We start from the raw sequence: 17259 nt of genomic DNA on the forward strand, positions 1-17259 counted from the left end.
GAAATATAAAATTTCGATTCTCACTTTTTGAACTAGCACATTTGGAACAACTTATAGCCAAGAATCACATCCATCAAAATTACCAATGAAACATTCCACAAAAGTATATTACTCATTTCTAGTTGGAATATATTTCATAGTTTAAGTATAGTTTATGATTGCGTTATCTATAGGATAAAAAAATACTAAAGTATATATATTTTGAACTTCTAAGTAGATTAATTATATACAAAAAAATAATAAAAATTAGTTAGGAGAATAATTATGATAAATAAAATTCAAAAGAGATTTAAATTATTGTTTTCAGCAGCTATAATATGTGCTATCACTATAAGTTCTGCAAGTATAGTGGGGTGTAGTCCTAAAAAGTCATCTGAAATAAATGCTGAAAATAAAGAAGTGTCAGTTGAGAAAGTTTCAGAAAATAGCAATCAAGCAGAAGGTGAAAAAATATCAGAAGAAGTAGTCAGCATTGAAAAATCTGCTAATAATGAGGATAATAAAGAAATAGTATCTTCACAAGTAAAAAAGAAAAATGATTCAGTAAAAATAATTGAAGATAGCAAGTCTATTGATGCCTCAAAGTCGGATAATGGAAAGAATAATTTTACAGAATACATGAATCTATTAGGTTTTAGTAAAGATGAACTTATAAGTACATTAAATGAAAAGCCAAATTCTATAGGAGAAAGTGGAGTGGAATTTAAAAAAGCTGGTATTAGAGTTTGGTTTGATCAGAAAAATAATGATAAGGCAGAGCAAATCTTTACTATGAGAAATGATTTGAATTTAAATGGTGTAAAGATTGGTGATAAGATAAGTAGATTTAAAGAAGTTTTTGGAAATCCAGTTAGTGATAAAAGTGGAGATGCACATTTTAAGTATAAAAATATATTTTTGTCTGTAAATTATGATGCAAACACAGGACAAACCTATGCAATATATATTTTAAAGAATGATTTTTAGTAAATTAAAAACTACTTTCTTATTTTAAAATTATAGGATGATAGCTAAAAGCTAAGCATTGAAGCACAGGCATTTAGTGAAAATATAATAAAAACGTATAGTTAACATAAGAGCTAAAAATTATGGATATGAAGTAATTATATATCATGGATAAGGTAATACTAAATAATAACAGAATGAAAAATGGGGTGTATATGTTATGAGAAAATATGCAAGAGTTATAATACTGATTATTTCTTTAGGAAGTATTATAACAGGCTGTGGGAATGTTGTAAACACAACTAGCTTAATTCAAGCCCCTATGCTCGAAAATGTAGAAGAAAATAAAATTAATAAAGAGCTAAAAGAAATTTTAACGCCTGGCAGTGAATTCTTAGTACCTAAGAATTCACAAGAAAAACAAAGTATTTTTATAGATGATGTTGATAAAGACGGTAAAAATGAAGCATTTGTATTATATAGGAATATGAAAGAAAATAGACAAGTTCATCTATTAATGATTAAAGAAGAAAATGAAAAATGGAATAAAGTACTTGATGTAGCCACTAATTTTAATATTCTTGATTATTTTACTCTTAAAGATCTTGATGGGGATGGGAAAAAAGAAGTGATTTTAGGTACTTCAGTATCAGATTCTGAACTAAGTAAACAGTTATTTATATATGAATTGAATGGAAAAGAATTAGTTAATAAAGTTAATCGTACTTACGAATGGATAGATATATCTGATTACAATGAAGATAATAGACCTGATGTTATAATAATTGATGGAGAAATAGGTAAATCAAAAATAGCAGAAATGTTTAATTATGAAAATAATCAATTAAAATCTCGCACGTTTGTGGGTCTAAATCCTGAGGGTGTAATTGAAAATGTCGTTAGTAGAAAATTAGCAGATGGAAATAATGCGTTATTCATTGATAGTGCATTAGGGGCCCATTCAATGTTAACTGAAATTGTTACTTGCGATAAGGGAAGATTTATTAAAATTGGAGATGAAAATGATGGTATTTTATTTAAGGCTTACCCATTATATAGTAGAGATATCAACAATGACGGTATTATAGATGTTGGAGGAATGTATATTCCTAAAGGTTTTGAAGATGCAGCGATGGCAGAAATCCCTTTTATTTATACTTACTCTGATTATAAAGAAGATGGAACACATGAAATTGTAGAAGAAAGATATACAGATAGAGTGCAGCATTTCTATATTACAATTCCTTCTAAATGGCATGGTAAAGTTACAATTCAGAAGCTTGATCAAGGTGTTAGACTTATAGATAATGAAAGTCAGGATAATTTATTTGAAGTAAAATGGATAAGCAAAAGTTCATATGGTGAGAACAAAACCAAGCTTGGAGAAACGAAGGATATTATATTTTATGATGATATTAAAGAAGAACAACCTATTTCAAAGGAAAATTTTCATTTACTTAAAGATGAATTTTAATGGAGGAAAATATGGAAACAATTCTTGTTGTTGAGGATGAACTGTCAATTAGAAGTTTTATCTGCCTAAATTTAAGAAAGAAAAAGTACGAAGTTCTAGAAGCTGAGAATGGAGAAGAGGCCTTATCTATTTTTAATAATAGAAAGATTGATATTGTCTTATTAGATTTAATGCTCCCAGGAATTGATGGATTTGAGGTGTGTCAGAAAATTAGAGATATAAGTCAATCTGTTGGGATTATCATGTTAACGGCACGATCTCAGGAAGAAGATAGAGTAAAAGGTCTTGTAGAAGGAGCTGACGATTATTTACTAAAGCCATTTAGCATGGTTGAGCTAGAGGCAAGAATTATTTCTTTAGCGCGAAGATTGAATCATATATATTCAAAGAAAGAAAGCTCAGTTATTAAATCGGGGCCATTTGAGCTTGACGTAATAAATAAAAAAGTATCTCACCTTGGAAAGGATATTAAAGTAACTCCAACAGAATATTGCTTACTTCAATTTTTAATAAATAATAAGAATAAGGTATTTACACGAAATGATATTTTGGATGAAGTTTGGGGAATAAATTATATTGGTGATGAAAAAGTTGTCGATGTAAATATAAGACGTATACGAAGGAAAATAGAGAATGATCCATCAGCTCCAGAGTATTTACGCACGGATTGGGGATATGGGTACTTATGGAAGGAGTAAAACTATGAAGCGAAGGATCATTGTTTACTTTATGATAATTAGTTTACTTACATTAAGTCTTGTTATGATAGGGTTTGGAATTGGAATAAGGCAATATTATTATCAGGGAATTGCTAATACATTTCAAAGTCAAGCAGAGGCGATTCCTTCTGTATTGTCAAGAGAAACTGATTTTACTAATAAAAGTTTGGCGGAATTCAGTGATGAAATTATTAAAAATTATCAGATTAATGGCTCCGAACTACAACTATTAAAAAGAAATGGGAAATTAATTCAATCATCTACAGGTTTTTATGAAGATAAAACTTATTTGATAGATTCTGATGTATTGGATTTGAAAACCACATATAAAATTGAGAAAAATTCATATTCAGGTCAAAAGATTATGGCAGTATATACACCTCTTGTTTTTGACGGGCAAGTATTAGGGATTTTGCGATATACAACATCATTAACACAGGTAAATGCTTTAATTATTAATCTGTTAATTTATGGAATTATTATCTGCATTTTTATTGCTGTTATCGTGTTTTTTGTAAGTTTGCGTTTAGGGAATATAATTGTAGAACCATTAAATGATATTATCAATTTTACAAAGAAAATAGCAGAGGGAAAATACAAGGAAAAAATTAAGGATGCTTATCCAAATGAACTTGGAGAAATAGCAAAAACGCTTAACTATATGGGCGATGAAATATTAAAAACTGATCGTTTAAAGAATGATTTTATATCATCAATTTCTCATGAGCTTAGGACACCTTTGACAGGAATTAAGGGATGGATTGAAACTATGCGGAATCCAGACGAATTATCAGATGAGGAATTTAAATTTGGTTTAGGAATTATTAATGATGAATCAGATCGACTTATTAATTTAGTAGAGAATCTATTAGATTTTTCAAGATATCAGTCAGATAGAATTAAACTAATCTTATCTGATGTCAAAATAGACAAAATTATTCGTGAAGTAACCTTTCAGCTTCAAAAGAAAGCAGAAAAAAATGAAATTAAATTAGTGGTTGAAACGCACCCAGCAATTATTACAGCAGATGGTGATAGATTGAGGCAAGTTATACTAAATGTAATAGATAACGCAATTAAGTTCTCATATAAAAATCATAAAATATATGTCGTTCAATCAGTTAGCGAAGAGTATATTTTAATTAAAATTAGCGATACAGGTATTGGAATTAAAAAAGAAGATATAAATCATGTTATGGAGTCATTCTATAAAATTGATCCTAAATCCATTGGTGCAGGACTTGGATTGGTTATTTCTAGCAATATTGTAGATATGCATAATGGCATTCTTAAAATTGATAGTGAATATGGGAAGGGAACAACAGTGACAATTTCACTTCCGTTAGCAAAAGTTTAAATTCTACGTAAATTATTAGATTAAATTAATAATTATTAGCTGAAATTTTAGGTAATATATAAAATTTCAGCTTTAATTTTGTTATAATGATTTATACAGTGGTAAGTTTTATGATATAAAAGAAAAATATAAAGTAGTTATTACTAAAATAACTAATAAATTTGAATTTACTATACTTATGATAAAATATATGTTTCAACAATAAATCTATATTTAAAGCTTTAGTAAGTCAGAGACTCAATTAAGGATAGATGTAGAAACTTAATTGTGATATAAATATATTTATAATGAGATATTTGTTTTAAGGAGTAATTTTTATGAAAATGATACTTTTTACACTAGAAATAATAGATGAAGAAAATAATAACTATAAAATTAAAGTCAGTAATGGTACTGAGAACTCCTTAGTAGAATTTAATCCTTTAAAAAAAGAATTACATTTTATAGATAATAACAACCTAAGTGATTTCTTTAAAGGACAGGAATACCAATTTAGAAAAATGCTTCATAATAAGCGACCAGATACATATTATGTAGGGTTTAATGTAAAAGTAGTCATAAGAGAAGATAAAGATGTAGCTGCTTTTAATGATAGAAGTAAAATCTTAGTTTTAGATAAACGAAATAGTAATTATGATAGTTATGCAATAGAGGAAAGTAAGGCTGAAGAGAAAATCTATAAAATCTACACAGATGCCAGTTATTTTGAGAAGAAAAATCATGGTGGATTTGCTTTTATAATAGAAGATTTGAAAGGAAATTATAATTTATATACAGAAAAAGTGAAAGACATAGGAAGCAGCCAAGCTGAACTTGAAGCAGCCATAAAAGCACTTGAATTATTAAAAGATGTTGAAAAAATAAGAATAATAACTGATAGCCAGTATGTTAGAAAAGGACTCACAGAATGGTTACCTATATGGAAATTGAATGACTTTAAAACTATTAATGGAGAACCAGCTAAGAATATAGAAAAGTGGCTTGATTTTGATAAAGCTTGTAATGGAAAATATATTGAATTTCAGTGGGTAAAAGCACATTCTAACCATTTTGAGAATTCTCTCTGCGACATGTATGCCAAAGATATAGCTAATAAAAATTCAACCAGTTACTAATAGTTGCAAGAAGTTAATACGCTATAAATATTATAAGCTATAAGATCTACTTATCTAATACCCTTAATAGAATTGTAAATATAGAAATTTTATAAAAAATTTGCAGACAAACATAATGTTAGTATATAATTGTGCATGTTGGAATTTTATATAGTAATTATATTATTTAAGAGGAGATTTAGTCGTGCAAGGTAGATGTTATTATTGTAATAAAGAATTAACTGAAAGAACAATTAAAAGACATGCAAAGAGTTGTTCAGTAATGAAAAAATCAATTGAAGAAAAGATGAATTATACTAAAGGGGTAAGAGAGCAATTCATAATATCCATGAAAGATAAGTATAATCCTAGTTTATATTGTATTTATGTTTCGATAGATGCAAAGTTGCAACTTCAGCATTTGGACAAATTTATAAGAGATATATGGGTAGAATGTTGTGGACATTTAAGTGCGTTTTATATTGATGAAGAAATATATCATGATAATAGTGATGAACAATATGAGATGAATTTTTATTTAAAAGATGTATTAAATGTTAATAAAAAGTTCGAATATGAATATGATTTTGGTTCAACTACTTATTTGACTTTAGAAGTTGTAGATATAATACAAGTTCCAAGCGAATTTAGCCAAATGGAAGTTATTGCTAGAAATAATCCAGAAGAAGGTAAACTTAATAATTCTCCAAGAGATGGGGTTTGCGGGTATATAGGAAATAAAAATTCGGAAAAAGAATACTTGCCTGGAAATAACAATAAATACAAAGTTAGTAATAAAAAGCGGATACATAACAATGATGCTTTTTCAGATTTTGACGATTCTGAACAAATGATAGAGAATGATTTTTTAAAACATTATAATAAATTTACAAATAGTTTTATACATACGTTTTTCAAGGATACATATTCTTTTGACCTAGAAGAATTGATAAAGCCATATCCTAAAAAAGAAATTTGTAGCCTAGCAGAGAACATTGGTCTTAAATTATCATATAATTTGAATAAAAATCAGGTAATTGAAAAATATATTGATGAATATGAAAAAAATATCAGAAATAAAATGAATGTGATTAATGATGATATGTATAAAATATTATTAAAATACATTAAGAATAATGGAATAATTTCAGTTTCTGATAATGAAGCAGAAAATTATGCGGATAAACATGCTTTTTTTATGAATCAAGGGATGGTATTTCCGTGCTTAAAAGATAGAAAACCAATCTTATTAATGCCTGAACTAATGCAGGCCGTTGTTAAGCAATGTGATACCCTAGAGTTTAGAAAGTTAATGAAGAAAAATAGTGAAATCATGAATATCTTTAGAGGTATGATTAAGTTATATGGTGTTCTTTGTTTTGAAGATGTTAAAGGATTAATGAAAAGATATGACAATGTAGAAGAGCAAATATTGTTATCTATATTAGAAGAAGGATCTTTTTATTATAATAATGAATATTATGGTACAATTGACGATGACGGAAAAATTATATTTGTTAATGTGGAAATAGAGGATTATGAAGAAATATTAAATGATATAGACAATAATTTGGATTATTCTATGATTAGTAAAGATGATCTAATTTCTATGTCTAACGAAGATTATTTGGAAAGAAGTAGTATTGGGAGGAAGTTTTCAAAAGAATTTTCATCTATGTTTTTAGTTGATAAAAATGATGCTGCTGGAACTATGAACATGTTGGCTTTGGATATACAATATAGAAATTCTGAAGAAATACTTGAAGACATAATAAATGGAATAGATGCAAAACTTGACAAGGAAGATGAAATCAGAGTATTTAATATTGTTAATAAATTTATTAAGAATATACCATTATGGAAATATAAAGGTGCAACTATAAATGAAAAAGAAGGAAATAACAAAACAATTGAAAGCAAAAAAGAGATTGGAAGAAATGATCCATGCCCATGTCAAAGTGGAAAGAAGTACAAGAAGTGCTGTGGACGCAATGGAAATGTGATTCAACTGTTTTAAAGAATTTTAGTTATACAAATAACTTATGAATGCAATTTTGCATACTTTTTCTTTTAGATAAATATATTAATATTATTTTAAATATAGTACGAGAAATAAGGGTTTATCAAAGATGAACCCTTATTTTTTGAGAAAATAGATAGTGAATTAAATTAAAAAAAGCATAAAAATTTGACATTAAAATATTATGTGACTATGATATAATAGTTCTGTGGATATATAAGGAATTAATAAAGGGTTTTTGTAAAATGAATAAAATTATGGAGAGGATGGTGTTATGTATTATGTTTGATATTAAAAAAGGATTGAATAAATTCTATATTGGAGAAACGGAAGAAAATACTTTAGCAGAAGTAATATTAAGTGATACTAGTAAGGATGTAATAAAAATTGAGCATACTTTTGTAGGCGAAAAGTTGAAGGGCAAAGGAGCAGGAAAACTTTTAATAAGGAAAGTTGTAGATTTTGCGATAGAAGAAAATAAGAAGATAATGCCAGTATGTGTTTTTGCAAAAAAGGAATTTGATAAAAATAAAGAGTATGAGAGTGTTTTATATAAAAATGCTTAATGGGTTTAAGGACAAAAGACTTGGAAACCCACCTGGAGTATTAGGAGCGATGTTACTTAAAGAAGGATTCTTTTTAGTATGTGCAGATGATTTAGAAAGCCCAATAAAAAGGTGGGATATAAGAAGATTAAACGCTTTTGTTTGGGCAAGAGAAGTAGAAATAGAGAATAAAAATCAACTTTATAATGTATGGCATGCTCTCAAATTTTTATGTCAAGAACTAGATGAGAAGGCGGCTAGAAGTTTAGGAAACAAGTTATCAAATTTAAACGATACTCAAAAAGAAGATATTGAAGAATGCAGACAAATGATCCTTAATATTATTAGAAAGCCATCAACTTTAAGTAGAATAAAGGCATGGTTATGGAAAAATTATAGTTACTATAGAAAATATAAAGGTGTAGAACTTGATATAGTGAAAGAACCAACAGATCTAAGATCAAATACAATTTTGGCTGAAGAACTAATTAAGTTAGAAAACAAACTATATAATGAAGGATATTCTTTGGGATCGAGTCCAATTCTTTATAGAGGAAAAAGATAGAAATATGCATATTGTGTATAAAAATGTAGAAATAAAGGTTATGAAAGTGCGAAAGAATAGAAGGAAAAAAGGATATAGATGTTGAAATATATATAATAAGGTAATTAGCCTAATAAATATTTATTGAAATGATAGCGAGGAGAGAGAATTTATGAAAAAATTTGTTTGTACAGTGTGTGGTTATATTCATGAAGGAGAAGCAGCACCAGAAAAATGTCCAGTATGTGGTGTAGGATCAGAAAAGTTCATAGAACAAAGTGGTGACTTAGCTTTTGCTGATGAACATGTAATTGGAGTTGCTAAAGGCGTTGAGAAAGAAGTGATCGATGGATTACAGGCGAACTTTATTGGAGAATGCACAGAAGTTGGAATGTACTTAGCTATGTCAAGACAAGCTGATAGAGAAGGGTATCCAGAAGTTGCAGAAGCATATAAGAGAATCGCATTTGAAGAAGCAGAACATGCTGCTAAATTTGCTGAATTACTTGGAGAAGTAGTAGTGGCAGATACAAAAGCTAATTTACAAGCTAGAGTCGATGCAGAACATGGTGCATGTCAAGGTAAGAAGGATTTAGCAACACTTGCTAAGAAATTAAACTTAGATGCAATACATGATACAGTTCATGAAATGTGTAAGGATGAAGCTAGACATGGAAAAGCTTTCAAAGGACTTTTAGATAGGTATTTTGCATAAAGAAAATATCTAAAGTTGTTAACAAAAAATATTTATAAAGGTGGATTAGGTAGAAATACTTAATCCGCCTTTATTTATTCTTTCGTCAAAATCGTGTATGTACAGAAACAATAATTAATATATGTTAAACTAATTTTAAGCTCAGAATAGTATAAAATGTAGTTCATATTATTTAAAAAACTGTAGATTATTAAGTTGTCTAAATTATTTAAAATTAATCAATCAAAAGCTTATATTAAAAAAATATGATATAATTATTTTATATCTTTAGTTGTTATTATTTTACAGTTAAATATAGTATATATCACGATAAAACATGCCTAAAGATATATAGTATGAAGTCATTAAGATAAAAATAAATGTTTTAAAGAGTTAAAATCTAGTATAGATTATTAGTTATGTAAATCTGAGCTTTTTTGTGTCTCATACTGGAGGTGATATTATTAAGACTGCGTTATTTATATTATTATTTTCATGTTGTATTTTTTATTTATTTTTAGGAATATACGGTTATAGAATGGATAAAAAATCAAAAACAAATCAGATATTTATATATATATGTATTTGCTTTGGACTTTGGTCAGGCGGATATGCAATGATGTTAACATCTGATAATATCAATACAGCATTTTTTTGGAGAAATTCTTCGGTTCTAGGGTATTGCTTTTTTAATGGACTTTGGCTATACTTTGCATATTTACTGAATAATGAGGACGATTTTGAGTATATTTCAATAATAAAATTTTTAGCATATGTTCCAACTACACTGTTATTTATTGGAAACATTATAGTAGAACCTTATTCAGCAATGACTAAGGAATATTATGGCTGGATTGATGTGGCTCCAGAGTTGTTTCCACAAATTCTATATATAATATGGGCGATAGTAATAGATTTTGCAGGTGTTATAGTATTGTATTTAAGAGGAAAATATTCTAAGAAGAATAGAGTAAAAAAGCAAAACAAAATTATTTTAATAACTTGTACAGTAAGTATCATTATAGGAATAATTACAGATTTTATTTTGCCTTTACTAGGAGTAACTATTTTTCCATCAGCAGTATTAACGGGAACTATAGCTTTAGGTGGTATTTATTATGCAATAAACAAGCATAGATTGATGTTGACGACTCCGAAGTATATATCAGAATATATTTTTAACACTGTAAATGAGCCGATTTTTATTTTAAATGAGAACTTCATTATTAAAAATTGTAATGATGCATCATTAAGTGTAACTAATTATAAAATTGAAGAAGTAGAAGGAAAAATATTTAGTGAATTACTGGATAATGTTGATTTTGACTTAAGTAGTATAACGAAAAATTCTTGTGCAAAAAATATAGAAGTTAACTTGGAAACGAAATATGGAAATAACATTACATGTGAATTGTCAGGTACAATTATATATGATGAATATAGCGATATATTAGGAATATTAATATTACTACATGATATTTCGGAAAGAAAAAAAATATTAGAAATGGAAAAGAACTGTACTTTAAAATTAGAAGAAGCTAATATGATGCTTAAAAATCAAATTCAAGATAAAATAAGAGCTGAGGAGAAACTTCGTCATTTTGTCTATTATGATCCTCTTACAGAACTTCCTAATAGAAAAATGATGCTAGAAAACCTTAATATGCTTTTAGAAATTAAAAATAATAGTTTCGCAATACTTTTCATAGATTTAGATGGATTTAAAAGTATAAATGATAATTATGGACATCAAGTTGGTGACAAAGTTCTCAAAAATGTTGCGGACACATTAAAAGGTATAATAAGTAATGTTGATATAATAAGCAGAATTGGTGGAGATGAATTTGTAATTATAACAACTGATATAAAATCTACTACTTATGTTAAGGAAATTGCTGAAAGAATTCAAAAAGCATTGAAAATTCCTTTTATTTATAATGAGGAAGATTTATGTGTTGGAGCCAGTATTGGCATAAGTATATTTCCTGAACATGGTAAAGATGCAGATACATTGATTAGAAAAGCAGATGTAGCCATGTATGAAGTTAAGAAAAAAGGTGGGTATGATTATGCCTTGTATTCATCGAAAATAAATGATGAATTTCTTAATAAAATGAATATCAAAGAGAAATTAAATAAAGCCATGGAAAATAATGAATTTGTAATTTACTATCAACCAATTATAAGTTTAAGATCAATGAAAGTGCTATATTCAGAAGCTCTAATTAGATGGAAACAAGCTGATAAAATTATTTCTCCTATAGAGTTTATTCCAATTGCAAAAAGTATGGGTGAAATAATATCAATTGATAATTGGGTATTAGAAAATGCCTGTAAGCAATGTGAAATATGGCATGAGCTCGGAGGAAGTGAATTTAGTATTTCAGTTAATGTTTCTTATTCGCAATTAAAGCAATCTGAGTTCATACCAATGGTTGAAAATATATTAAATCATTATTCGTTTCCGGCAAGATGTTTAAATATGGAGATTACTGAAGATGAGGCTATGGAGGATTCTGGTACAATCATAGGAATACTAGAAAAGTTAAGAAAAATAGGAGTTAGAGTATCTTTAGATGACTTTGGTACAGGCTACTCATCCCTTAGCTATGTCAATAGATTACCTATTGATATGATAAAAATTGACAAGTCACTTGTATGGAACTTGGAAAAGGATTATAAAAGTGTAATGATTGTTAGATCAATAATAACTTTAGGGCATAGTCTGAATCTTAAGATTATTGCAGAAGGAATTGAAACTCAAGAACAATTTAGGATTCTAAATGAACTTAACTGTGATTATATTCAAGGTTACTTAATAGGAAAACCAATGGAAGCATTGGAGTTTGAGCATAGATTTATTAAAAAGGAAACTGAAACTATGAAATCATAAAAATTAGAAGTATTTTACTAAAAGATAATATAGATATAAGAGCTATCCGCATGCTAAAAATGGATAGCTTCTTAATTTGTATAAGATGTATATTTGAGTTGTAAAATTCAAGTTATAGAATATTTATTAAGGAGATTTTAAATGGAGACAACTATTTATTATTTTACTGGTACAGGAAATTCACAGAAGATAGCTAAAGATTTATGTGAAAATATCACCAATTGTCGATTGATACGCATATGCAAACGTAATATGAATATAAATGAAGTGACTTCTGAAAGAATAGGATTTGTTTTTCCTGTTTACTATAGAGGGCTTCCTAAAATGGTTGCAAATTTTATAAAAAATTTAGATGTTAATTTAGGCAAATACTTTTTTGCAGTAGCTAATTTTGGGAGTTATGCTGCATTAACCTTTGAGCAAATTGATATCCTGTTAAGAAGTAAAGGAAAATCACTTTCTGCAAATTTTAGTGTTGAGATGCCTGGAAATATGTGGTTTATGTATTATCCTCATCCTAAAGAAGATTTCATTAATCGAATGAATAATCAATCAAGGATAACAATTAATATTGCAAGAATGATTAATAATAATTATGAAAATAATATCCCTGTCATAAAAAACAGATATAAAGAAGAAAAGATGTATGAAGATTTTAACCCAAATAACATTGATGAAAATTTCTGGGTTAGCGAGAAATGTATAGGCTGCGGAATTTGTTCTAATGTATGTCCAGCTGAAAATATAGAAATTATAGAAGCAAAACCTTCATGGGAACATCGATGTGAGCAATGTCTGGCGTGCATCCACTTATGTCCGCAGACAGCAATTGAGTTTAAGAAAGATTCAATAAATAAAGAAAGATATAAAAATATATTTGTTAAAACCAAGGATCTCTTTTAAAATCTAGTTTATGGATAGATAAGTATATTTTTTCAGATGGATATGTTCTATCTGTTTCAGAATTGATCTGCTCAATTTCAGATAAACATTTCAATGTAAGTGATGTAGAAAATCTTAGATTTCATTATGAAAAAAACTAGAACATTGGGCAAGTAATTTTGAAAATGCTTTGCCTGAAATAAGAAAGACTAAGGATGAAACATTTATAAGAATGTGGAGATTATATTTAAATGCCTGTGCAGCATCTTTTAATAGTGGAAATGTTCATATACACCAATTTCTATTTGGCAAAGGAGTAAATAATAATTTACATTGGACTAGAGAGTATATGTATAAATAATATTATCTAAAAGTTTTGGCCATATTTTATTAATGAATTCTTTTGTTAGCATCATTCATTATAGGATATGGCTATATATATATTGAAATTCACAATGCACATTTCACAAGTCACAATTACGGCTAAAATTTTTGCAATATTTTTAGAATCCTTTTATTTCTAAATGACTAATTTTGAATAAATTTTATATTTATATGCAACCTAATCAAGAGTAGATATATAATTTTGAGTATTTATATCTAATGGGAGGCATTATAATGAAAATATTAAATAAAAGAATTGCGATAATATTGCTAACTTTAACTATTTTTTTATTGATATCTATAACTCAAGTTAAAACAATAGCAAGTTTGGATCTTAACACTAGTAGAGTGTCTAATATAGCAGTAATATTTTTCGTAACTGATGATCCATTTACTATGAAAGTTATTGAAAGCTTAAAAAATATAGAAAATGAGAATCAAAATAGAGTGAAATTTACTTTTTTAAATCCGAAGAACAATATAGCAATACAAGATGAAATATTAGATGCTGCTTTACAAACAAAATATGATTTATTTATATTATATTTACCAGACAGAAGAGAAAATGTTGTAGAAGGTGCCATTAACAAGATTAAGCAAAAGAATAAGCCTTTAATACTAATGAATATTATACCTGAAGTAGCATCAAGAGCTTCTAAATTATATGAGAAAGTTGTTTTTGTAACTCCTGATTCGAAAAAAGCTGGCATTGCTCAAGGTAAAATCATTGCTGATTTTTGGAATAAAAATAAAAGTAGTTTAGATGTAAATGGTGATAATATATTACAGTATGTTTTGTTGCAAGGTCCATCTGATGACCCACAGCCCATTGATAGAAGTAAATATGCAATATCAACACTTAATGATTCTGGAATAAAGACACAAGAACTTGCCAGAGTAAATGCTAATTGGTCTAAGGATCTAGCTAAAAGTTCCATTGATAATTTGTTCCTTAAATATAATGGGAGAATTGAAGCAATAATTTCAAACAATGATGCTATGGCAATAGGAGCTATTGAGGCATTGCAAAAATATGGTTATAACAAGGATAATAAGTCAAAAAATATAGCCGTTGCTGGAATTGATGGCTTACAAGAAGCAAAAGATTTAATTGATAAAGGAATCATGACTGGAACTGTTATTCAAGATCCAATGATTGAAGCTGAAGTTTTATATAAAGTTGGAATGAATTTAATTAAAAATTTAAGCCCAACAGAAAATACCGATTACAAAGTTGTTGACGGAGAAATCATAATACCATTTCCATATGATACATATATACGTAACATTAGTGAATCATAAATAGTAAAACTTTTTTTATGATATTTATATCTGAGATTGTTAGCAAAAATGCTTCGAAGTAATATTTTAAAAGCTGGTACTTTTGTTTAAAAAATACCAGCTTTTTAATATTGTTATAAGTTATTGATTATTATTTGACAACCACACCTACACCATTTGGAATAACTACAACATCAGCATCTTTACCTTTTATGTCATATGCAATGTTTAATGCTTCGTCAAAAGTATAAGCATGTTTCATATGCATGCTCTTAATCATATTCGGATCACACATATCTGTAACAACGATTACAGTGTAATTACATAGAATTCGTGTTAAAATTTGAATCTCCCATTGATCAGGAATTGTTTCATTTCTAGGAACTTTTAATATTTGTTCAAGAAGTTCTTCAGGAGATTTTGAATTTGCTATAGTTTCATAAAAAGATTGACCACCATGTCCATCGTTACAAGCGGCTATCATAATAATTACTCCATCTTTCCTGCATGTAGCTTCTGCAGCTGTCATACCCTTTACAGCTTGGTATATATTTTGATCTAGTGGATATCCACCATTGCTTGAAATTGCAATGTCAGCTTGTATACTTTTTACACTGGAAAGTTCCATAACAAATTTGCAACCTTCTTCGTGAGCAAGTTTACTATCACCAGCAAAAGCATTTATAATATTCTTATCTTCATCTATAACTACATTTAGTATAAATGCAAGATTTGCTTTTTCAGCAGCATAGAGCATATCTTTGTGTATAGGATTATCTTTTATAATTCCAGTCCTTGCATGATTGCTGTTAATAAATTCAGAACAGTGATTTGCCATTATGGTTTTTGCTGAAGCTATTCCAGGTAATATGCTTTTTCTTCCACCAGAAAATCCAGCAAAAAAATGTGGTTCTATAAAACCTTCTGCTATTAGGAGCTCGGTTTCCATCGCTAATTTGTTTAGGAATAACTCACCACCAGAAGGTAATGTTCCCACATTTATTAAACTATTTTCATCTGTTGAAATATGGTTTATAATCTCCTCGTTATCAACGATGGTTTGTCCGAATTTATTTATCATTTCTTCTCTAGTTGTTGGTCTATGAAAGCCTGTGGCTATAAGAATTTTTATGTTTATATTGGGATTAACGTTTCTTATTCTTTGTAATAAAATTGGCATGGTAATTTTACTAGGAACAGGTCGTGTATGATCACTAGTTATAATAACCATATTATTTTTACCAATTACTAATTCCTCTAAAGATTTACTACCTATGCAATTATCAAGAGCCTTATTCACTATATCATTTTGTGAAATATCAGCTTTATAGGTATTTGCCTTGGAAACTAAAATGCCCTTTAGATTTTTATCATCAATGTTTATTTTTAAAGATTTTGTTGAGTATGGAATCTCGATCGAAGCCATAAAATAACCTCCCTAAATAAAAATAATTGTATTTACACTCAAATTATAACATACATTTCTATAATTGGTAAGGCCAATTTAAATGTTTTCATAAGTTAGATAAAAATTTATTATAAATATTTTTTTAGGAATTTATATATGTATTTATTTGAGTGACCGAGAAATGTTAAAATATAGACAAGTTCTACGTATAGATTAGTAGAATAAAAAATTAATTTATTAGTTAATTATGGTTATACATAGGGATTAATTTATAAGTTTATAAAAAACTCGAGTAAGAAAATAGGAGGCAAGTTATGAAAATATTTGAAGCATGTGTGGGGAATTATAATGAGGCGATTTTAGCTGCCGAAAGAGGAGCTAATAGACTAGAACTTTGTGATAATTTGATGGAGGGAGGAACAACTCCAAGTTACGGAACAATAAGAAAAATTGTTGAGGATATAGATATACCAGTTATGGTTATTATAAGGCCACGCGGTGGAAATTTCACTTACACAAAAGAAGAACTAGAAATAATGAAATACGATGTGAAGATGTGCAAAGAACTTGGAGTTCAAGGGGTGGTAATTGGTTCTGTAAAAGATTCTAAGGTAGATAAAGAAATAATAGAGGAGTTAGTTAATTTGGCAAAGCCTATGACAATAACTTTTCATATGGCATTTGACGAAGTTGAGGATAAAAAGATAGCCGTAGATGAAATAATTAAATTAGGAATAGATAGAATACTTACTAAGGGCGGATGTGAAAACGCTATGGCTGGAAAAGAGTGTTTAAAAGATTTAGTTAAATATGCAGACGGTAGAATTTCAATAATGCCAGGAAAAGGCGTTAATAAGGAAAATAGAGATTTTCTCTTGGAATATACAGGTGCAGTTGAAATACATGGTACTAGAGTAGTTTAGTATTATAAATAACTATACAAAAAGCAGAGCTTTTTTAACAATACTGCATTTAAGTCGGAATATTTTTGTAAATTTAATGTATTATGGCAAAATAAG

The 17259-nt window shown here is 28.1% G+C and carries 14 protein-coding genes and 1 pseudogene; 14 read left to right on the plus strand and 1 reads right to left on the minus strand.

Going from position 1 to position 17259, the window contains the following annotated elements; translation table 11 throughout:
• The first annotated feature begins 264 nt into the window (after positions 1-264).
• From F3K33_RS12685 to F3K33_RS12745, 13 genes and pseudogenes are all read left to right on the plus strand, one after another.
• Entirely contained in the window at positions 265-966 is a 702-nt protein-coding gene (locus F3K33_RS12685; RefSeq protein ID WP_023974642.1) for a hypothetical protein, read from the plus strand.
• 199 nt (positions 967-1165) lie between these two features.
• A complete protein-coding gene (locus F3K33_RS12690; protein WP_023974643.1) occupies positions 1166-2419 on the plus strand; it encodes a hypothetical protein in 1254 nt (417 codons plus the stop codon).
• Between the two features lie 11 nt (positions 2420-2430).
• The gene (locus F3K33_RS12695) at positions 2431-3117 is read left to right on the plus strand and encodes a response regulator transcription factor (RefSeq protein WP_017211682.1); all 687 of its coding nucleotides are present in this window, start codon (positions 2431-2433) and stop codon (positions 3115-3117) included.
• Between the two features lie 4 nt (positions 3118-3121).
• On the plus strand, positions 3122-4495 hold the full coding sequence (locus F3K33_RS12700; RefSeq protein ID WP_023974645.1) for a sensor histidine kinase: 1374 nt from the start codon (positions 3122-3124) through the stop codon (positions 4493-4495).
• A gap of 317 nt (positions 4496-4812) precedes the next feature.
• Positions 4813-5610, plus strand: coding sequence for a ribonuclease H family protein (locus tag F3K33_RS12705; protein ID WP_023974646.1), 798 nt, complete (start codon positions 4813-4815; stop codon positions 5608-5610).
• A 184-nt stretch (positions 5611-5794) separates the two neighbouring features.
• Complete coding sequence (locus tag F3K33_RS12710) at positions 5795-7606, plus strand: SEC-C metal-binding domain-containing protein (protein WP_039772457.1); 1812 nt, start codon at positions 5795-5797, stop codon at positions 7604-7606.
• A 284-nt stretch (positions 7607-7890) separates the two neighbouring features.
• The gene (locus F3K33_RS12715) at positions 7891-8175 is read left to right on the plus strand and encodes a GNAT family N-acetyltransferase (protein WP_023974648.1); all 285 of its coding nucleotides are present in this window, start codon (positions 7891-7893) and stop codon (positions 8173-8175) included.
• On the plus strand, positions 8153-8719 hold the full coding sequence (locus F3K33_RS12720; RefSeq protein ID WP_174775793.1) for a hypothetical protein: 567 nt from the start codon (positions 8153-8155) through the stop codon (positions 8717-8719). The genes F3K33_RS12715 and F3K33_RS12720 overlap by 23 nt, the downstream gene beginning before the upstream one ends.
• Before the next feature lie 151 nt (positions 8720-8870).
• Positions 8871-9413: an NADH peroxidase gene (locus tag F3K33_RS12725; RefSeq protein WP_012058703.1), complete on the plus strand. Its 543-nt coding sequence runs from the start codon at positions 8871-8873 to the stop codon at positions 9411-9413.
• 517 nt (positions 9414-9930) lie between these two features.
• Positions 9931-12285, plus strand: coding sequence for an EAL domain-containing protein (locus F3K33_RS12730; RefSeq protein WP_051144865.1), 2355 nt, complete (start codon positions 9931-9933; stop codon positions 12283-12285).
• Between the two features lie 141 nt (positions 12286-12426).
• Positions 12427-13188, plus strand: a complete 762-nt coding sequence (locus F3K33_RS12735; RefSeq protein WP_039772459.1) for an EFR1 family ferrodoxin — start codon at positions 12427-12429, stop codon at positions 13186-13188.
• A gap of 2 nt (positions 13189-13190) precedes the next feature.
• Positions 13191-13528 (plus strand): annotated as a pseudogene (locus tag F3K33_RS12740) (class I SAM-dependent methyltransferase); the annotation flags it as partial.
• Between the two features lie 257 nt (positions 13529-13785).
• Complete coding sequence (locus tag F3K33_RS12745; RefSeq protein WP_039772461.1) at positions 13786-14853, plus strand: galactose ABC transporter substrate-binding protein; 1068 nt, start codon at positions 13786-13788, stop codon at positions 14851-14853.
• A 130-nt stretch (positions 14854-14983) separates the two neighbouring features.
• Here F3K33_RS12745 and larA read toward each other — a convergent pair whose 3' ends face one another.
• A complete protein-coding gene (gene larA, locus F3K33_RS12750) occupies positions 14984-16258 on the minus strand; it encodes a nickel-dependent lactate racemase (protein WP_023974655.1) in 1275 nt (424 codons plus the stop codon).
• A gap of 296 nt (positions 16259-16554) precedes the next feature.
• Between larA and F3K33_RS12755 the strand changes: the two genes are divergently transcribed.
• The gene (locus F3K33_RS12755; RefSeq protein ID WP_023974656.1) at positions 16555-17163 is read left to right on the plus strand and encodes a copper homeostasis protein CutC; all 609 of its coding nucleotides are present in this window, start codon (positions 16555-16557) and stop codon (positions 17161-17163) included.
• The last annotated feature ends 96 nt before the right edge of the window (positions 17164-17259 follow it).

The organism is Clostridium beijerinckii (genome assembly GCF_008705175.1).
Classification (GTDB): domain Bacteria; phylum Bacillota; class Clostridia; order Clostridiales; family Clostridiaceae; genus Clostridium; species Clostridium beijerinckii.